This window comes from Agrobacterium sp. NPDC090283 (genome assembly GCF_044769685.1).
GTDB lineage: Bacteria > Pseudomonadota > Alphaproteobacteria > Rhizobiales > Rhizobiaceae > Agrobacterium.
Genome location: NZ_JBIVYG010000008.1, coordinates 200,319 through 217,471, shown reverse-complemented (window position 1 = coordinate 217,471; position 17,153 = coordinate 200,319). Strand labels below are relative to the sequence as shown.

19 protein-coding genes are annotated in these 17,153 nt (G+C 59.1%); 7 read left to right on the top strand and 12 right to left on the bottom strand.

All coding sequences use genetic code 11. The features are described 5' to 3' along the window. Position 1: 1 nt before the first annotated feature. Positions 2-445 carry a GNAT family N-acetyltransferase gene (locus ACIQUH_RS14340; protein ID WP_400816127.1) on the top strand — a complete coding sequence of 148 codons (444 nt, stop codon included), beginning with the start codon at positions 2-4 and terminating at the stop codon, positions 443-445. Here ACIQUH_RS14340 and ACIQUH_RS14335 read toward each other — a convergent pair whose 3' ends face one another. Beyond that, the gene (locus tag ACIQUH_RS14335; RefSeq protein ID WP_400816125.1) at positions 446-1,336 is read right to left on the bottom strand and encodes a LysR family transcriptional regulator; all 891 of its coding nucleotides are present in this window, start codon (positions 1,334-1,336) and stop codon (positions 446-448) included. A gap of 171 nt (positions 1,337-1,507) precedes the next feature. Here ACIQUH_RS14335 and ACIQUH_RS14330 point away from each other — a divergent pair, with 171 nt between their 5' ends. Continuing rightward, positions 1,508-2,509: an aldo/keto reductase gene (locus tag ACIQUH_RS14330; RefSeq protein ID WP_400816123.1), complete on the top strand. Its 1,002-nt coding sequence runs from the start codon at positions 1,508-1,510 to the stop codon at positions 2,507-2,509. Positions 2,510-2,562: 53 nt separating this feature from the next. Here ACIQUH_RS14330 and pheT read toward each other — a convergent pair whose 3' ends face one another. The 6 genes from pheT to infC form a co-directional block, all read right to left on the bottom strand. Further along, on the bottom strand, positions 2,563-4,986 hold the full coding sequence (gene pheT, locus ACIQUH_RS14325; protein WP_400816121.1) for a phenylalanine--tRNA ligase subunit beta: 2,424 nt from the start codon (positions 4,984-4,986) through the stop codon (positions 2,563-2,565). A 24-nt stretch (positions 4,987-5,010) separates the two neighbouring features. Next, positions 5,011-6,093 (bottom strand): phenylalanine--tRNA ligase subunit alpha, encoded by a 1,083-nt coding sequence (gene pheS / locus ACIQUH_RS14320; protein WP_400816119.1) that lies wholly within the window; start codon positions 6,091-6,093, stop codon positions 5,011-5,013. Continuing rightward, positions 6,086-6,964, bottom strand: coding sequence for a phosphotransferase (locus ACIQUH_RS14315; protein WP_400816117.1), 879 nt, complete (start codon positions 6,962-6,964; stop codon positions 6,086-6,088). Before ACIQUH_RS14315 ends, pheS begins: the two co-directional genes overlap by 8 nt. Positions 6,965-7,139: 175 nt before the next feature. Beyond that, positions 7,140-7,544 carry a 50S ribosomal protein L20 gene (gene rplT / locus ACIQUH_RS14310; RefSeq protein WP_003493358.1) on the bottom strand — a complete coding sequence of 135 codons (405 nt, stop codon included), beginning with the start codon at positions 7,542-7,544 and terminating at the stop codon, positions 7,140-7,142. Positions 7,545-7,584: 40 nt separating this feature from the next. Then, entirely contained in the window at positions 7,585-7,788 is a 204-nt protein-coding gene (gene rpmI / locus ACIQUH_RS14305) for a 50S ribosomal protein L35 (RefSeq protein WP_003493355.1), read from the bottom strand. Positions 7,789-7,975: 187 nt separating this feature from the next. Next, positions 7,976-8,512 (bottom strand): translation initiation factor IF-3, encoded by a 537-nt coding sequence (gene infC, locus ACIQUH_RS14300; protein ID WP_078051391.1) that lies wholly within the window; start codon positions 8,510-8,512, stop codon positions 7,976-7,978. Between the two features lie 187 nt (positions 8,513-8,699). Between infC and ACIQUH_RS14295 the strand changes: the two genes are divergently transcribed. Together ACIQUH_RS14295 and ACIQUH_RS14290 are read left to right on the top strand one after the other, a co-directional pair. Then, entirely contained in the window at positions 8,700-9,488 is a 789-nt protein-coding gene (locus ACIQUH_RS14295; protein WP_400816113.1) for an alpha/beta hydrolase, read from the top strand. A gap of 118 nt (positions 9,489-9,606) precedes the next feature. Next, a complete protein-coding gene (locus ACIQUH_RS14290) occupies positions 9,607-10,221 on the top strand; it encodes a transglutaminase-like cysteine peptidase (RefSeq protein WP_400816111.1) in 615 nt (204 codons plus the stop codon). Between the two features lie 56 nt (positions 10,222-10,277). On the opposite strand, the gene mbfA is transcribed toward ACIQUH_RS14290, so the two are convergent. Continuing rightward, a complete protein-coding gene (mbfA, locus tag ACIQUH_RS14285; RefSeq protein WP_400816109.1) occupies positions 10,278-11,261 on the bottom strand; it encodes an iron exporter MbfA in 984 nt (327 codons plus the stop codon). 139 nt (positions 11,262-11,400) lie between these two features. Between mbfA and ACIQUH_RS14280 the strand changes: the two genes are divergently transcribed. Both ACIQUH_RS14280 and ACIQUH_RS14275 read left to right on the top strand, forming a co-directional pair. Next, a complete protein-coding gene (locus tag ACIQUH_RS14280; RefSeq protein WP_400816107.1) occupies positions 11,401-11,871 on the top strand; it encodes a group III truncated hemoglobin in 471 nt (156 codons plus the stop codon). A gap of 163 nt (positions 11,872-12,034) precedes the next feature. Continuing rightward, the gene (locus ACIQUH_RS14275) at positions 12,035-13,138 is read left to right on the top strand and encodes a TRAP transporter substrate-binding protein (protein ID WP_400816105.1); all 1,104 of its coding nucleotides are present in this window, start codon (positions 12,035-12,037) and stop codon (positions 13,136-13,138) included. Between the two features lie 6 nt (positions 13,139-13,144). On the opposite strand, the gene ACIQUH_RS14270 is transcribed toward ACIQUH_RS14275, so the two are convergent. Then, a complete protein-coding gene (locus tag ACIQUH_RS14270) occupies positions 13,145-14,236 on the bottom strand; it encodes a helix-turn-helix transcriptional regulator (RefSeq protein ID WP_400816103.1) in 1,092 nt (363 codons plus the stop codon). Positions 14,237-14,382: 146 nt separating this feature from the next. Here ACIQUH_RS14270 and ACIQUH_RS14265 point away from each other — a divergent pair, with 146 nt between their 5' ends. Next, positions 14,383-15,456: an alpha/beta hydrolase family protein gene (locus tag ACIQUH_RS14265; RefSeq protein WP_400816101.1), complete on the top strand. Its 1,074-nt coding sequence runs from the start codon at positions 14,383-14,385 to the stop codon at positions 15,454-15,456. An 18-nt stretch (positions 15,457-15,474) separates the two neighbouring features. Here ACIQUH_RS14265 and ACIQUH_RS14260 read toward each other — a convergent pair whose 3' ends face one another. The 3 genes from ACIQUH_RS14260 to ACIQUH_RS14250 form a co-directional block, all read right to left on the bottom strand. Further along, positions 15,475-15,993, bottom strand: a complete 519-nt coding sequence (locus ACIQUH_RS14260) for a GNAT family N-acetyltransferase (RefSeq protein ID WP_400816099.1) — start codon at positions 15,991-15,993, stop codon at positions 15,475-15,477. A 19-nt stretch (positions 15,994-16,012) separates the two neighbouring features. Beyond that, on the bottom strand, positions 16,013-16,594 hold the full coding sequence (locus ACIQUH_RS14255) for a helix-turn-helix domain-containing protein (protein WP_400816097.1): 582 nt from the start codon (positions 16,592-16,594) through the stop codon (positions 16,013-16,015). A gap of 96 nt (positions 16,595-16,690) precedes the next feature. Continuing rightward, a complete protein-coding gene (locus ACIQUH_RS14250; RefSeq protein ID WP_400816095.1) occupies positions 16,691-17,092 on the bottom strand; it encodes a ketosteroid isomerase-related protein in 402 nt (133 codons plus the stop codon). Positions 17,093-17,153 lie beyond the last annotated feature (61 nt).

The window sequence follows — 17,153 nt, the reverse complement described above, 5'->3', positions numbered from 1 at the left end:
GATGGAACTTACAATTCGTGACGCTGAACCGGCTGACCGGGCGGAATGGCTGCGCCTCTGGAACGACTATCTCGCCTTTTACGATGTCGATCTTGCCGATGATGTCACCGACCATACCTGGGCGCGGATTCTCGACCCCACATCCCGCGTCGCCATGCGTGTGGCGCTGCTCGGCGATCGCATGGCCGGTTTCGCCATTCACCACTTCCATGATTCCACCTGGGTGAAGACGCCCGACTGCTATCTGGAAGATCTTTTCGTTGATGGTGAAATCCGCGGCAAAGGGACAGGCCGGGCGCTGATGGACGATCTTATCGCCATCTGCAAGGATAAGGGCTGGTCGCGGCTTTACTGGAACACCGGCGAAGACAACCACCGCGCCCAGAAGCTTTACGACAGCTATGTGAAGAGCGACGGCCATATCCGCTATCGCATCACCTTCTGATCATCCCCGGAAACGGAAGAAATCCACAAAAGCCCTCAGCGCCGGGCGCATCTGCCGGCGCGAGGGATAATAGATATAGAAGCCGTCGAAGGGCGCACACCAGTCCTCCAGTACGCGGATGAGCCTGCCATCCCTGATATCGTCTTCGACGCGCTGCTCGAAAACGAAGGCCAGCCCTGCCCCATCGATTGCTGCCCGACGAATGAGGCTCTGGTCCGACAGGATCAAAGGCCCCTGGACATCGACCACCAGCGGCTTGCCACTCTTCTCCAGTTCCCAGCGATAGATAAGGCCACTGGCGAAACGACGGCGGATGCAACGGTGCCGGATGAGATCCCTGGGATCGCGCGGCGGGGGATTTTCCGCGAAATAGGATGGAGCACCAACAATGGCGCCTCGCCAGGCGCCGCTGGCTTTCACCGCAATCATATCCGCATCGAGGTGCTCTCCGAGCCGCAGACCGGCATCGAAACCCTTCGCGACAATATCTTCGAAACGATCATCCGTTGAGATTTCGAGTGAAATATCGGGATAAAGCCGCAGGAATTCTCCCAACCGGGGCACGATGATATCCTCGGCGGCCAGTCTCGGCAAGGTGATGCGCAGGGGGCCGGCCGGCCTTCCGCCCTGTTCCGCCAGCGTCTCGATGACCGCGCCGATATCGGCGAGCGCCGGACCCAACGTTTCCAGAAGCCGCCTGCCCTCCTCCGTCGGCGAGACGCTGCGGGTGGTGCGGTGAAGCAGGCGCAGGCCAAGGCTTGCCTCCAGCGACGATACCGCATGGCTGACGGCCGACGGCGCAATGGCGAGTTCAGCCGCGGCCTTGCGGAAGCTGCGGCCTTCGGCAACGGCGGCGAGAACGGCCAGCTGGGAGAGTTGCACACGGTTCATTGTTCTAAATGATAGAACAAGCCGAGCGGGTTTGCAGCGATTATCTTTGCCACCACCAGGCGTTATATTTTGCCCGCACCCACTCCCAGGGGTATATTCAGCGTCTTGGACACATGCTCGGCCCAAACCACGGGACGGTTTTCAAGGCGCGCTCTGACAAAGGACAGGCAGATGAAACACAGAATTCTCGGAAAAGACCTCTCCGTTTCCGCACTCGGACTTGGCTGCATGGGCATGAGCCACGCCTATGGCCCTTCGAATGATGAAAGCGGCTCCATCGCGACTCTGCATCGCGCCGTCGAGCTTGGCGTCACATTGTTCGATACGGCGGAAGTTTATGGCCCGTTCAAGAATGAGACCCTCGTAGGCAAGGCTTTGAAGCCCTATCGCGACCAGGTGACCATCGCCACCAAATTCGGTTTCCGCATCGATGGCAGCAAACCTTCGGCGGAGATGATCCAGGGGGTCGACGGTTCGCCGGCAAATGTTCGTGCCGTTGCCGAAGCCTCGCTGAAGAGGCTGGGTGTCGATGTCATCGACCTCTATTACCAGCATCGTGTCGATCCGGATGTGGCGATTGAAGAGACGGTCGGCGCCATGGCTGATCTGGTGCGGGAAGGCAAGGTGAAGGCCCTCGGTCTTTCGGAAGCGAGCGCGGCGACCCTTCGCAGGGCGCATGCGGTTCACCCGATCGCGGCCATTCAGAGCGAATATTCGCTATGGACGCGCGATCCCGAAGAAAATGGCGTGCTGGAAACCTGCCGTGAACTCGGCATCGGTTTTGTGCCCTTCAGCCCGCTCGGCCGCGGCGCCTTGACGGGTGCGCTGAAATCCCTCGATGGGCTTGCGTCCGACGATTTCCGCCGCAGCCTGCCGCGCTTCCAAAGTGAAAACTTCGATGCCAATCTGGCGCTTATCCAGCTGCTGGAGGACATGGCAGCCGAAAAAGGCGTTACCGCCGGCCAGCTTGCACTCGCCTGGGTTCTGGCGCAGGGCGATTTTATCGTACCGATCCCCGGCACCACAAAAATCGCCAATCTGGAGAAAAACGTGGCGGCGGCGGACGTGTCGCTGACGGCCGACGAAGTCGCCAGCCTCGGCGCATTGCTCTCTCCGACGAAGGTTGCGGGGGAACGTTATCCGGAACGCATGACCCGATTGGCCAACCGCTAAAAAACAAAAAGCCGCGGCAGTTGCCGCGGCTTTTTTCGTTCCGTAAGTTGCCGTCAGGCGCGCAGAACGCCGCCCGTCGATTTCTCGACATTGCCGACAATCTTGGCCGTCAGCGCTTCGAAATCCTCATCGGTCAGCGTCTTGTCGACCGGCTGGATCTGGACTTCGATGGCGACCGACTTGCGATTTTCGCCGAGCGATGCGCCTTCGAAGATATCGAAGACATTAACGCCGGTGATCAGCTTGCGATCGGCGCTCGTCGCGGCCTTGATGATGGCGCCCGCCTCAACCGACTTGTCGACAACGAAGGCGAAGTCGCGCTTGACCGCCTGGAAAGGCGAAAGCTCAAGCGCCGGCTTGGTGCGGGTCGCCTTTTTCTTCGGCTCCTGCATGGCATCGAGATAAATCTCGAAACCGCAATAGGCGCCGGAAACATCCAGTTCGGACAGTGTTTTCGGATGGAATTCACCGAAATAACCGAGCACGACCTTCGGACCCATCTTGATGGTGCCGGAGCGGCCGGGGTGATACCAGGAAGGTGCCCCCGCTTCGATCTGCACATTGGCCATGGGCAGGCCGCAGGCTTCGAGTACCGAAAGCGCATCGGCCTTGGCGTCATAGACATCCACCGGCTTGCCGCCGCCCTTGGCCGCATTCGACCACATGCGACCGCTGCCTGCGAGCGAGGCCGTGCCACGGCGGACACCGCCGGCAACGCGGCGCTGCTTCTCAGGCGTATCGCCCTCATAGGTGCCGGAAACCTCGAAGATCGAGACGTCACCATAGCCCTTGTCGGCATTGCGCTGCGCGGCGGTCAAAAGGCCGGGCAGCAACGAGGGCCGCATGTCCGACATATCGGCCGCAATCGGATTGGCGAGTTTCAGGGCCGGCGAACCGCCACCGAAGAGCTTCGCCTGCGCTTCCGGAATGAAGGACCATGTGACAGCCTCCAGCATGCCACGGCTCGCCAGGGCACGGCGCGCGGTGCGGGTGCGGATCTGCAGCGTGGTCAGAATACGGCCGTTGACGGCGCCGAAGCTTTCCAGTGGTTCCGGCTTGATATTGTCAACGCCGTGGATGCGCATAACTTCTTCCACCAGATCGGCCTTGCCATCGACGTCTGGTCGCCAGGACGGCACGGTGACGGACACGCGTTCGCCCGTTCCCTCGACGCCAAAACCAAGCCCCTTGAGAATGGCGAGGCTTTCTTCCGCCGACACTTCCAGACCTGTCAGGCGCTTCACTTCCGCCAGCGGAAAATCCACGACCTTCGGCTGATGGCCCTTGTAACCGACAACCCTGGCTTCGCCGGCAACGCCGCCACACAGTTCCAGAACCAGTTCCGTGGTGCGTTCCAGACCCGGAACCATATAGTCCGGATCGACGCCGCGCTCGAAACGATAACGCGCATCGGTGATGATGCCGAGCGAACGCCCGGTCTTGGCGATGTTGATCGGATCCCAGAGAGCAGCCTCGATCAGCACGTCGACAGTGTTTTCATCACAGCCGGAATGCTCGCCGCCCATGATGCCGCCGATGGACTCAAGGCCCTTTTCATCGGCGATGACGACATTGTTCGGGCCAAGCTTGTATTCGCGCTGGTCGAGCGCGAGGATGGTCTCACCCTCTTTCGCGCGGCGAACCGTGAGATCGCCCTTGACCTTGGCGGCGTCGAAGACGTGCATCGGCCGGCCCTGATCGAAGGTCATGTAGTTGGTGATGTCGACAAGCGCGTTGATGGGGCGCAGGCCAATCGCCATCAGGCGCTGTTGCATCCATTTCGGGCTCGGGCCGTTCTTGACGCCGCGCACGATGCGCAGCGAAAAGCCGGGGCAGAGCGCCGCGTCGTCCAGCTCCAGCTTCACCGTAACCGGGGTTGCGCCTTCAATCTTGAAGGACGGCGCAGGCTTCGTCTTCAGCTTACCGAGACCGGACGCGGCGAGATCGCGGGCGATGCCGTAGATCGACGTGCAATCCGGACGGTTCGGCGTGAGGTTGATCTCGATGACCGGATCGTCGAGGCCGGCATAGGTGGCGAAAGACGTGCCGACAGGGGCATCCTGCGGCAAGTCGATGATGCCGTCGTGATCGTCGGAAATGTTGAGCTCCTTTTCGGAGCACATCATGCCGTGGCTTTCGACGCCACGAATCTTGCCGATGGCAAGCGTGACATCAATGCCGGGCACATACATGCCGGGACGTGCGAGCGCGCCGACAAGGCCGGCGCGTGCATTGGGCGCACCGCAGACGATCTGCACCGGCTTGCCGTCACCGGCATCGACCATCAGCACCTTGAGGCGGTCGGCCTCAGGATGTTTTTCAGCGGAAACCACCTTGGCGATGACGAAGGGCTTGTATGCCGCCTTGTCGTCAACATCCTCGACCTCAAGGCCAATCGCCGTCAGCCGCTCGCAAATCTCATCCAGCGTCGCATCGGTATCCAGATGCTCTTTCAGCCAGGAAAGAGTGAATTTCATGTCTTTGCTCCTTGGCTAACCGGATTAAACGCTCAAACCGCCGAACAGCGTCGGCATGTCGAGCGGGCGGAAGCCGTAATGGTTCATCCAGCGGACATCGGCGTTGAAGAAATCGCGCAGATCAGGCATGCCGTATTTCAGCATGGCGATGCGGTCGAGGCCCATGCCCCAGGCAAAGCCCTGATATTCGTCCGGGTCCAGCCCGCCGGCGCGCAGCACGTTCGGATGCACCATGCCGCAGCCGAGGATTTCCATCCAGTCCTTGCCCTCGCCGAACTTGACGATCGGGCCGGAACGGTCGCACTGGATATCCACCTCGAAGCTTGGCTCCGTGAAGGGGAAGAAGGACGGGCGGAAGCGCATGACGACGCTGTCGACCTCAAAGAAAGTCTTGCAGAACTCTTCCAGCACCCAGCGCAGATTGCCGACATGCGCCTTCTTGTCGATGACAAGGCCTTCGACCTGATGGAACATCGGCGAATGGGTGGCGTCGGAATCCTGACGGTAGGTCTTGCCGGGAATGACGATGCGGATCGGCGGCTTCTGGCTTTCCATGGTGCGGATCTGCACCGGCGAGGTGTGCGTGCGCAGCACCTTGCGCTCACCCTTTTCGTCTGGCTGGAAGAAGAAGGTGTCGTGCATTTCGCGGGCTGGATGGCCTTCAGGGAAATTCAGCGCCGTGAAGTTGTAATAATCGGTCTCGATATCGGGACCTTCGGCGATCGAGAAACCCATATCCGCGAAGATGGCGGTGATTTCATCGACGATCTGGCTGATGGGATGAATGCGGCCACGCTCGGCCGGGGACTGGCGAACCGGCAAGCTGACATCCACCGTTTCCGCCTTCAACCGGGCGGCGATGGCAGCATCCTTCAGGGCGTTCTTGCGTTCGCCGATGAGATCGGTGATCTCAGTCTTGAGTTGGTTGATGGCAGCACCACGGGTCTGGCGCTCTTCCGGGGTCATGCTGCCCAGCGTCTTCAGAAGCTCCGAAACCGAGCCCTTCTTGCCCAGCGCGGAAACGCGCACGGCTTCGATGGCCGGCTCATCGGCAGCGGCGGCGATCTCCGACATCAATTGCGATTTCAAGGTATCAAGTTCAGTCATCTTTTCCTGCCTTGCCGGTTTTTTTGAGAGCGGCTTCGGGGTTCACAGCATTCATCAGATAGTCGGTCGCCATGATAAAGCGTCGCAGATCACTACCCATCCGCACGCGCCCGATCAACCGGGCAAGCGGTAAAAATCGCCCGAGAATGCCGGTCAGGCGGCTTAATTCTTCAAGTGCCCGGAGCGGGGCGTTTTCGCGCCAGCGGGCGAAGGCCGCATCGCAGGTTTTCGGCGCATCGCAGGCGCGTGTCGCGACCTGCAGAAACAGCAGCCAGATATCGCGGGCCTGCGCCGTCTCAAGCGGCATGACCTCCTGCGGTCGCTCCTCGAAATCCATGAAACCAACGCGGCCGTCCTGGAGAAAGAAGTCGCGCACATGTGGGCGCCCGTGGCAAAGGCCTGCCGCGTGCAATTCGCCGAGCGCCTCGGCGGATTTTACCAGCAGGGCATCATGGTCCGCAGGCTTCGCGGCCTTTATCGCGTCCATGCGCTCCATGATGGTGGGCCCGACATCACCCAGGACAACGGCCGTCAACGAAGAATAGATGATGGGCGGAACGGGAAACCCGCGGGCCTTGAAGACCTGCAGCGTTTCGAGTTCACGGCGCATCAAGCCTGCACCGTCAAGCGGCGGCGATGGGCGCATGAAGGTATAGGGAAGCAGCTTTGCGAGAAAGGTCTGCAGCTTTATCCACCAGGACGGCGTTTCCGTGCCCTGGCGCTTGATCCAGACGGTTGTTGCGGAAAGTTCGAGTTTCTGCACGCGGCGCTCGCTTTTAAGCAGAGCCCGCATCAAGGCTGCGATATCGCCATCTTCGAGATGGACGTGGAAACCCTTCGCCTTTTCCGCCTCGCTTGCGGCAACCAGCATTTTCCGCCCCCAATGGAGCCTGCCGACCGAAAGCCGGATGCCCCACCCTTTTGGCAAACTCGGATCAAAAGCGTTCCACGCCTTTGCCGAATCTGCCCTGAATTGCAAAAAACGAAAACCCGCGCCGGAGAACCGGCGCGGGTTTCAAATGAACAACAGATTGTCCGCGCCGTAATTACTTTACAGCGGTTTCAAACTCGTTGGCCGTACCAGCATCCTTGAGGTACTCAAGCGCCTTCTTCGCTGCTTCGACGAGCGCGCCGAATGCTGCCGGCTCATGGATAGCCATGTCGGACAGAACCTTGCGGTCAACTTCGATGCCAGCCTTGTTCAGGCCGTCGATGAAGCGGCCGTAGGTCAGGCCGAATTCGCGAACAGCAGCGTTGATACGCTGGATCCACAGAGCGCGGAAGTTGCGCTTGTTGACCTTGCGGTCGCGGTAAGCGTACTGCTTGGAACGATCCACGGCAGCCTTTGCTGCGCGGATGGTGTTCTTGCGGCGGCCGTAGAAGCCCTTGGCTGCCTTGAGTGTCTTGGTGTGCTTGGCGCGGGAAGTTACGCCACGTTTTACGCGTGCCATGTCATGATCTCCTTAAAGTGTCCAAATGTGCGGAAAAGTCTCAGAGACCGTTCGGCAGGTAGTTCTTGACGACCTTCTTGCCGTCAGCTTCGGCGAGAACCATGGTTCCACGCGCGTCGCGAATGAACTTGTTGGTACGCTTGATCATGCCGTGGCGCTTGCCGGCGGCGGCTGCAACGACCTTGCCGGTCGCAGTGATCTTGAACCGCTTCTTTGCAGCGGACTTCGTCTTCATCTTGGGCATTTTGCTACTCCGTTTTTGTATCGAAACAGGCAGACGAGGCCTATTTCAAGCTATTCAGGAACGGCCACGGCATGCCCTGCCGGACCGTTCGGACGCGCGCTTATAACCGCAGTCGGCTAAAAGCGCAACGGGGAAAGCAAACTTCCCCTTGCGATGGTGATTATGCGGCCGTAAATGCCGGCGCAAATTATTTCGGGGCGAGAACCATCATCATCTGACGGCCTTCCAGCTTCGGCTCGGCCTCCACCTTGGCAATCGCCTGGGTGTCTTCCTTCACCTGGAGGAGAAGCTTCATGCCGAGTTCCTGGTGGGCCATTTCGCGGCCGCGGAACTTCAGCGTTACCTTCACCTTGTCGCCATCATCAAAGAAACGGCCCATAGCCTTCATCTTCACGTCATAGTCATGCGTGTCGATGTTGGGGCGCATCTTGATTTCTTTAACTTCGACGATCTTCTGTTTCTTGCGCGCTTCAGCGGCCTTTTTCTGGGTCGAGTACTTCAGCTTGCCGAGATCGAGGATCTTGCACACCGGCGGTTCAGCGTTCGGCGAAATCTCAACGAGATCGAGACCGGCCTCCTCCGCCAGTTTCAAAGCCTGATCCGTCGGCATGCTACCGAGGTTCTGGCCCTCTTCATCAATAAGCTGAACTCTGGGAACCCGAATTTCCCGGTTGGAGCGCGGCCCCTCCTTGACGGGGGCATCGGCTTTGAAAGGTCTGCGAATGGTCGTATTCTCCTGATCTGTTTCTGGATCACGTCAGCAAAAAACAGCTTGTTTGGTACAAGCGGCGGAAATGTCGTTATTGCCGTGGCGAAGTCAATAGCATATCTGCCCGAAAAGATCACCTGTTGTCACGGTTTTTGCAAATACGCCGCCGTTGTTGCACCAAAATCAGGAGAATTGCATATACATGACCGAACAAGCTGCTGAATTCCTGCGTGTAGGCCCCGACAACGACACCCGCGACATCGCTTTCCTCCATCGCCCGGCGGCTTCGGACGAGAATACGCCGATGCTGGTATGGCTTGGAGGCTATCGCTCCGACATGACCGGAACCAAGGCGGTTGAACTCGATCGCTTCGCGGCAGAAAACGGCCTTGCCTGCCTGCGGCTCGACTATTCCGGCCACGGGGCTTCCGGCGGCGACTTCAAGAAAGGCACGATCTCCCGCTGGCTGGAAGAGGCGCTTGCCGTGGTGCGCGCAAAAGCGCCGTCGCGTGTCGTTCTCATCGGCTCCTCCATGGGTGGATGGATAGCGCTACGCATGGTCGAGGAGCTGCGCAAGGCGGGGGGGGCGCCGTCCGTCGCCGGTCTGGTCCTCATTGCGCCAGCGCCGGATTTCACACAGGAACTGATAGAGCCCAGCCTTTCGGCTGCGGAAAAAACCTCTCTCGCGGAAAAGGGTTATTTCGAGGAACATTCGGAATATAGCCCCGAGCCCAACATCTTCACCCGCGCGCTGATGGAGGACGGGAAGCAGAACCGCGTGTTGCAGGGTATCATCACCACCGGTTGCCCCGTCCACATCCTGCAGGGCATGCGCGACCCCGATGTTCCCTATCAGCATGCGCTGAAGCTTCTCGAACATCTTCCGTCCGACGACGTCGTGCTGACGCTGATCCGCGATGGCGACCATCGGCTTTCCCGGCCACAGGATATCGAGCGCATGCTCGCCGCGATCAAAGCCCTTGCAATATAGGCATTTGCGCAACGCTCTTAACCATATTCGACGAGTCTTGCGCGCCGCCGATTGCTAGCGATTGACTCAAGCCCCCTATCCCTCTTAACTTTTCGTTAAGAATTAAGGGACGGGTTTCATGATGAACGCACCGCTGGCGCGTGCGCTGCTGTTTGCAGTTGCCGCCGGGCTAATGACTGCTGCCTCCGCCACGGCGGAAACCAAGGGAAGCCCTTCCATGGTGACGGGCGGGATCACATCCCAGCCGATCGGCCATTATGAGTTCTGTCAGAAATATGCCGATGAGTGCAATATTCGCAGCAAAACGACGCCGCCGCCGCGTGTCACGGACTATGGCTGGAGTGTCATTCGCGAGGTCAATACGTCCGTCAACACCACCATCGTGGCAATGACCGACCAGGAAATCTACGGCAAGGACGAAGTCTGGGAATATCCGACGACTGCCGGCGATTGCGAAGATTTCGTGCTGCTGAAGCGCAAGAAGCTGGTTGAACGTGGCTTCTCCGTGGCCGATCTGCTGATAACCGTCGTGCGCAAGCCGGATGGCGAGGGCCATGCCGTGCTGACGCTTCGCACCACCGACGGCGATTATATTCTCGACAATCTCACTGACGACGTGAAGCTCTGGACCGACACCAACTATACCTATCTGAAACGGCAGGCGTCCTTCAATACGGGCCGTTGGGTCTCCATCGAAGATGGCCGTGACGTTCTGGTTGGCGCATTGCGCTGACGCTTAGTTCCACGTCTGATAAATCAAGGGCCCGCTATTGCGGGCTCTTTCTTTTTTCACCCGTTACCAATGATAATGCCGGCCGCGAGCACCAGTGAGCCACCAAGGACCACCTGAAACACGGCGCGCAGGAACGGCGTTTCCATGAAACGGTTCTGAATGAAGGCGATGGCCCAGAGTTCCACGAAAACGACGACGGCGGCAATCGCCGTTGCTGTCCAGAAATGCGGAATGAGATAGGGCAAGGCGTGGCCAAGACCGCCTATCGCCGTCATGATACCCGAGGCCAGGCCGCGCTTTACCGGAGAACCACGGCCCGAAAGCTTGCCGTCATCATGGGCGGCCTCGGTGAAACCCATGGAAATACCCGCGCCGACGGATGCCGAAAGGCCGATGAGGAAAGTCTGCCAGGTATCCTGTGTTGCGAAGGCGGCCGCAAAGATCGGGGCGAGCGTCGAGACGGAGCCATCCATCAGACCGGCAAGACCGGGTTGCACATAGGTCAGAAGAAATTGCCGCCTGGCGGTTTCCGCCTCTTCGGTCCTGCCATCTTCATCGAGATGTTTTTCTTCCAGCATTTGCGCGATCTCTTCGTGACCCCGCTCCGCTTCGGCCAGATCGCCCAGCAGCTTGCGCGTCGAGGCATCGCTGGTGCGCTTGACGGCCTCATCGTAAAAACGGATCGCCTGCGCTTCCATCAATTCGGCCTGGGCGCGGATTTTCTCGAGCGACAGGTTCTTCACCAGCCAGTCCGGGGTGCGCTCGTAAAAACCACGCACATGTTCGCGGCGGATCAGCGGGATCGTCTCTCCGAAACGGCGGCGATGCATGTCGATCAGGATATTTCGATGCTGCTGTTCGACATCAGCCATATCGTCGAAGACTTTTGCAGATTGTGGATATTGCGCGCGCAGATGATCGGCATAGGAGCGATAGATGCGGGAATCGTCCTCTTCGGACGAAATGGCGAGCGCGAGGATTTCCTGCTCACCGAGAGAGGAAAAAGGGCGTTTGGACAGGGAAAAAAGACTGCGGAACATGGCTGAAACCTTTTTAGAATAATTCTAAATACATCTGCGCCGCGTCAGGATCAAGACATCTTAGAATAATTCTAATATGGCAAAGGGTCGCATTGCGGGCCACGTCGTCGCGGGGTAAATTCGCAGAAAAGGAAACACCATGCAGGATGACATTGCGGCCAGGGCCGCCCATAGCGCGGACATTCAGGACCGGGCGGAAAAAGCCATGGCGGAGATTGGCGTCGATGCCGGTTTCATCGACCTTCTGGTGGAAACATTCTACGGCCGCGTTCTCGAACACCCCACGCTCGGCCCGGTTTTTGATGCGCGGCTTGCCGGGCGCTGGCCGGAGCATATGGCCAGGATGAAACAGTTCTGGGCGGCTGTGGCGCTCAAGAATGGTGGTTATGGCGGCAAGCCTGTGCAGGCACATCTCGGTGTAAAGGGCATGTCGGCGGAGCTTTTCCCGCAATGGCTCGCGCTTTTTTCCGCCACGCTTGACGATATAGCGCCGAGCAGGGAGGCTCATGACTGGTTCATGGAAACGGCGGAACGCATCGCCAGAAGCCTGACGCTTTCGCTGTTTTATAATCCCGCAATGGACGACCCGGCGTTGATGCGCAGCAAGTGACGTGAACAAGACGGGACGAAGCAACAATCGCCAAGCATCACGGACGATCACGCAAGTTTCGAACATTCCCTCTTGATGGCCGCCGGGATAAATGGTTAGTAGCCCTCGGGAGGCGTACCGTGCGGTTCGCCCGTCATATGCAGACATATCAGGGCTTATCGACATGGATCGCAGATCATTTATTCGCAAGGCGGGCGCCGTTGGTGCCGGTGTTACCGCAACGGCGCTTGCCGCTCCGGCGATTGCGCAGGAAAACCCCAAGATCACCTGGCGCATGACGTCGTCCTTCACCAAGGGTCTCGACATTTTGTTCGGCGCAGGCCAGATCGTCGCCGATCATGTCAAGGAAGCTTCCGGCGGCAACTTCGTCATTCAGCACTTTGCCGGCGGCGAAATCGTGCCGGCGCTGCAGGCAGCGGATGCGGTGACGGCCGGAACCGTCGAGATGGCGCATACCTGCTCCTATTATTACGTCGGCAAGGATCCGACCTTCGCGCTCGGAACCTCGGTTCCCTTCGGCCTCAACGCGCGCCAGACGAATGCCTGGTTCAACCAGGCCGGCGGCAACGAACTGCTCAATGAATTCCTTGCCCAGCACAATATCTACTCGATCCTGCTCGGTAATACCGGTGCCCAGATGGGCGGCTGGTTCCGCAAGGAAATCAACACCATCGACGACCTCAAGGGCCTGAAGATGCGCATTGCCGGCCTCACCGGCCAGGTGATGCAGAAGGTCGGCGTAACCCCGCAGCAGATCGCCGGCGGTGACGTTTATGCCGCGCTGGAAAAGGGCACGATCGACGCGACCGAATTCGTCGGTCCCTATGACGACCAGAAGCTCGGCTTCTACAAGGTCGCGAAATATTACTACTACCCGGCATGGTGGGAAGGCGGCCCGGCCGTGCATGCCTTCGTGAACCTGCAGAAGTTCAACGAGCTGCCCGAGAACTACAAGCGCATCCTGAAGGATGCCTGCGCCGCCGGCAGCGCCAGCATGCTGGAACGTTACGATGCGCGCAACCCGAAGGCTCTGAAGGAACTGGTGGCGCAGGGCGCTATCCTGCGCCCCTTCAGCCAGGAAATCCTCGATGTCTGCCACAAGGCGGCGCAGGACACCTATGCGGAGATTTCGGCCAAGAACGAGAACTTCAAGAAAATCTACGAAAGCCAGCAGGCCTTCAAGAAGGACGCCTATCTCTGGGCGCAGATTGCCGAATATACCTATGACACCTACATGATGATCCAGCAGCGCAACGGCACGCTCTGATCCCCATCACTTTCCGACGATCTTCAAACGGTCATCCGGCATTTGCCGGGTGGCCGTTTTGTTTGGCGAGACCAGCTTCCACACTTCACGCTCCCGCCAGTCGACCGGGCTCATGCCGGTGACGCGGCGAAATTCGCGGTTGAAATTGGACTTGGTCTGAAAGCCCGAGGACAGCATGATTGCCGTCACCGATTGCTCGGTCTCCTCAAGCAACCGGCAGGCTTCGCGGATGCGCAGCTGGTTGACATATTGCGAGACATTGACGCCGAGCGAGCGATTGATCGCGCCTGATATCTGCCGGCTCGGCAGGCCGAGGCGTCTTGCAAGCCGCGACAGGTTGAGGTTCTCGTCGCGGTAAAGCGCCTGGGTTTCCATCAACCGGTCGATCCTTACGACGATGTCCCGGTCCTGCTCCGATGGTTCGGGCGGCGGCAATTCCGCGATAGATTCTACGGCTGTTTGTGGCGCTTTGCTCTTGCCGGCCAAAGCGGCCATGAGGCCAATCAACAACAGCCCGAGAAGATTGGCATTGCTGACGAGCGCGGCAACGTTCTGCCCCTGCGCCCATTCGAAATCGAAAAACACCAGAAGATCGAACAGGGCGGAAACACACAAAGCAATGGCAGCGATGATCAGCGCCCGGTGTGCCGAGGCAACGCTGGCGAATTGCGCCTCGTCCAGCCCATCCGGTCCCTTTCGTCCCAGAAGAAGCAGGGCGATGGCGTGCCCGACGAAGATGACGATCAGAGCAAGATCGATGCCGGTCGGGAATGCAAATTCCAGAACGACAATCAAAAGCGGCGACAGAACCAGGCTGGCGAACATCGCTCTCCTGCTCTCCACACCCACTCCCATCAACCCGCGAAAGGCGATGTAGACGAGAGGCGGCAGGCAGGCGGCGAGGATCGGCAGAATATACCGTGTTTCGCTGATGCCATATCCCCAGCGCAGGCCAACAAGGACGGATTGCACGGCGCAAAGGGCGATAGCCACCAGAAAGGCCCTGTTGGTCCGCACATCGTCTCCGCTTCGAAGGAAAACGATGAACATGACAACCAGCAAAAGCGCCACGACGAAAGGCAGCGGAATGAACAGCACGACTAAATATCCCCGGAACAACGGCCTATATTGCCAATTCATGGACCAGATCGCGTTTCGGGACGACCTCTAACGCGATCAAGGACGCGAAAAATATGCGGTGGCGCAGATTGAACCCCGTTCTTTCCAACCGCACGAGGTTTTTCATGCGCCCTGTCACCACCATCGCGACTCTACTGTTTTCCGCCCTCGTCACCCAACCGGTTTTTGCAGGCGAGGCCGTCGGCGTCAGCGAAACCACCATCCATTCGCCAGCACGCGGCAAAGACCTTGCCGTCACCATCTGGTATCCTTCTGACGGCAACGGCGTGCAGACGCTTTCCGGCGAGGACCGGATTTTTAAAGGCACGCCCGCGCTCAAGGATGCCGCTGTTAAGCCGGGTCGCCTGCCGCTTGTGCTTCTGTCCCACGGTTCGGGTTCAAGAGTGTCCGGTATGGCATGGATCGCCGCGAAACTTGCGAGCGAAGGTTTCATTGTCGCCGGAGCCAACCACCCCGGCACGACCAGCGGCGACTCCACACCAGCCGACACACCGAAAATCTGGGAACGGACGGACGATCTTTCCACGATCATGACGGTCCTGACAGCACAGGGCAAATGGTCGAGTGCAATTGATGCGAATAGGATCGGCGTTCTCGGCTTTTCGCTGGGCGGCAGCGCGGCGATGGAGATTGCGGGCGCCCGCGCCGATCTCGATGCCTATGCGCGTTATTGCGAAGACTATGCCACGATGATGGATTGCCAATGGTTTGCCGGCGGCCGCGGTTATCTCAATGGCGAGCCGGTCAGCGTGCCGAAGCTTGGTCTCAAAACCCTCAACAAGGCCCGTTTCGAGCAGCAGAACCGCGATCCCCGCATCCGCTCCGCCGTGCTGATCGATCCCGGCCTGGCGCTCGCTTTCAAACCGGAGAGCCTGAAAGAGATCGATATTCCGCTGACCTTCATCAATCTCGGCAGCAAGGGCAAAATTCCGCCAGCCGTGCTTGCGGATAAACTTGCGGAGGAAGTGCCCGGCGCGACCTATCAGCAGGTGGATGAAGCCAATCATTTCAGCTTCCTGCCGCTTTGCAAACCGGATGCCGATGCGTTCCTCAAATCCATCGGCGAGCGCGATCCGATCTGCGAACCGGCAGGACCACGAGACCGCGCCGACTTTCACGCACAATTGGAGACGATGATCGTTGCCGCCTTCAACCATACGCTGAAGCCGGGTCAGTAAGATGGCAGCCTGAAAGGCCTAGCCGATCCGCTTGTAGAACAGGGTCGTGCCGCAAAAGCGTCCATCCGGAAACAGGGCATAGTCGGGAATAATGCCGACCCGCTCCCAGCCGAGGCGAGGATAAATCGCCTCGGCATCGCTGCCCGTGGCCGTATCCAGAACCAAGAGGGTGCGGCCACGTTTTGCCGCCTCCTCCTCCACTTTTTGCATGAGCTTGCGGGCGAGCCCGAGGCCTCGCGCGGACGGGTGCACGAGGAGTTTCATCAGATCGCCGCGATGCGGCTGATTGGGCTTCGAGGCAAGGCCGACCTGCACGGTGCCCACCACCTTGCCCTCCACTTCCGCCACCGCATGAATGGTCGCACCCTCGCCGGCCGCTTCCGCCACGGATCGCCAGAAGGGCTCAGCATCCTGCGGCGAAAAGGGCAACATGAAACCGACGGATGCGCCGCCATTCACGCAGGCGGCGAGGACTTCGCAGAGTTCAGGCAGTGCCTCGATCGTCTCTTCCCGGTTTAACACGCGGATGGTCGCCATAAAAACTCCTTTGGGGAAATCAGCGCTGTCTTTGATCGAGCACGACGGCATAACGGGCGGGTTTTTCGGAAGGATTGTGGAAGACATGCCCTTCTCCCACGGGCATGAAAAGGCAATCGCCAGGCTCCATCCGGTGGATCTCTCCGCCGCTCGTCATTTCCAGCACACCTTCGAAAAGCCAGACATATTGCGTCATCCCCCGGCTTGCCGCATGCGGCGGAAAACCAACGCGCGCGCCGGCCGGAAATTCGACCTCGACGATATCGACATCGGAACCCACACGCGGCGGGGAAATGGCGCGGCGGACATAGCCGGTTTCGGGATCTTTCCAGAGCTGCTGGTCGCGCTTTTTCACCAGCGGGGAAACAGCCTCTTCGTTTTCGGCGAAGAAGCCGGAGAGCGACAGGCCAAGTGCCGCACAGATGCGGGCCAGCAGCGAGGCGGTGGGGCTCGCCTCGCCACGTTCTATGCGGGAAATCATGGCGCGGCTGACGCCGGATTCGGACGCAAGCCCGTCCAGCGTCAGGCCGTTTTCAGCCCGCAATGTTTTGATCCGCTCGCCGATCGAGCGTTCGAGAACATGATATTCGTTTTCCATCATATGAGACTAGAATTCCCGTATGATGGAGTCAATATCCACGATAGTGGAAACCATTGTCGATGTCAGGTTACCATTTATCGCGGGAAACAGGAGGGCTCAGGCACCAACCTGTCCAATCCAGTCGTTCAGATTATAGTAGTTCGTTACTCGGCTAACTTTTCCGTCCTTCAGGTCAAAGAAGGCGCCGGCCGGCAGCACATATGTCTGACCGTTTGCCTCGGGCAATCCCTCATCGGTCTTGAGATATTCGCCATTGACGATGAATTCCGCGGAAGCACGCTTACCGTCCTCGCTGGCCATGATCACCATATCGGTGAGGTTTTCCCTATAGCAGCGGTTCATATGATCCATGAAGGAGGCGAAGGCGGCCTTGCCGGTCTGGCGCTCGCCCTGATTGATGTCGTGCACCACCTCGTCGTGAAGAAGCGCCAGAAAGGCATCCATGTCCTGACGGTTGAAGGCATCATAATAGGCGCGGATGGTCTCGGCAGCGGTCATCGTCTTCTCCGTTCAATGCTTGCGCGGGTTTTCCATGACGGTATAACCAGTGCAACCGAAA

Bases quoted from the DNA above. Each gene is read 5' to 3' on its own strand.
- ACIQUH_RS14315 (WP_400816117.1), bottom strand. From the start codon at position 6,964: ATGCTGGTTGCCGCAAGCGAGGCGGAAAAGGCGAAGGGTTTCCACGTC.
- pheS (WP_400816119.1), bottom strand. From the start codon at position 6,093: ATGACTGAACTTGATACCTTGAAATCGCAATTGATGTCGGAGATCGCC.
- rplT (WP_003493358.1), bottom strand. From the start codon at position 7,544: ATGGCACGCGTAAAACGTGGCGTAACTTCCCGCGCCAAGCACACCAAG.
- mbfA (WP_400816109.1), bottom strand. From the start codon at position 11,261: ATGTTCCGCAGTCTTTTTTCCCTGTCCAAACGCCCTTTTTCCTCTCTC.
- ACIQUH_RS14290 (WP_400816111.1), top strand. From the start codon at position 9,607: ATGATGAACGCACCGCTGGCGCGTGCGCTGCTGTTTGCAGTTGCCGCC.
- ACIQUH_RS14335 (WP_400816125.1), bottom strand. From the start codon at position 1,336: ATGAACCGTGTGCAACTCTCCCAGCTGGCCGTTCTCGCCGCCGTTGCC.
- ACIQUH_RS14330 (WP_400816123.1), top strand. From the start codon at position 1,508: ATGAAACACAGAATTCTCGGAAAAGACCTCTCCGTTTCCGCACTCGGA.
- ACIQUH_RS14255 (WP_400816097.1), bottom strand. From the start codon at position 16,594: ATGATGGAAAACGAATATCATGTTCTCGAACGCTCGATCGGCGAGCGG.
- ACIQUH_RS14295 (WP_400816113.1), top strand. From the start codon at position 8,700: ATGACCGAACAAGCTGCTGAATTCCTGCGTGTAGGCCCCGACAACGAC.
- ACIQUH_RS14275 (WP_400816105.1), top strand. From the start codon at position 12,035: ATGGATCGCAGATCATTTATTCGCAAGGCGGGCGCCGTTGGTGCCGGT.
- ACIQUH_RS14280 (WP_400816107.1), top strand. From the start codon at position 11,401: ATGCAGGATGACATTGCGGCCAGGGCCGCCCATAGCGCGGACATTCAG.
- pheT (WP_400816121.1), bottom strand. From the start codon at position 4,986: ATGAAATTCACTCTTTCCTGGCTGAAAGAGCATCTGGATACCGATGCG.
- ACIQUH_RS14265 (WP_400816101.1), top strand. From the start codon at position 14,383: ATGCGCCCTGTCACCACCATCGCGACTCTACTGTTTTCCGCCCTCGTC.
- ACIQUH_RS14260 (WP_400816099.1), bottom strand. From the start codon at position 15,993: ATGGCGACCATCCGCGTGTTAAACCGGGAAGAGACGATCGAGGCACTG.
- ACIQUH_RS14340 (WP_400816127.1), top strand. From the start codon at position 2: ATGGAACTTACAATTCGTGACGCTGAACCGGCTGACCGGGCGGAATGG.
- ACIQUH_RS14250 (WP_400816095.1), bottom strand. From the start codon at position 17,092: ATGACCGCTGCCGAGACCATCCGCGCCTATTATGATGCCTTCAACCGT.
- rpmI (WP_003493355.1), bottom strand. From the start codon at position 7,788: ATGCCCAAGATGAAGACGAAGTCCGCTGCAAAGAAGCGGTTCAAGATC.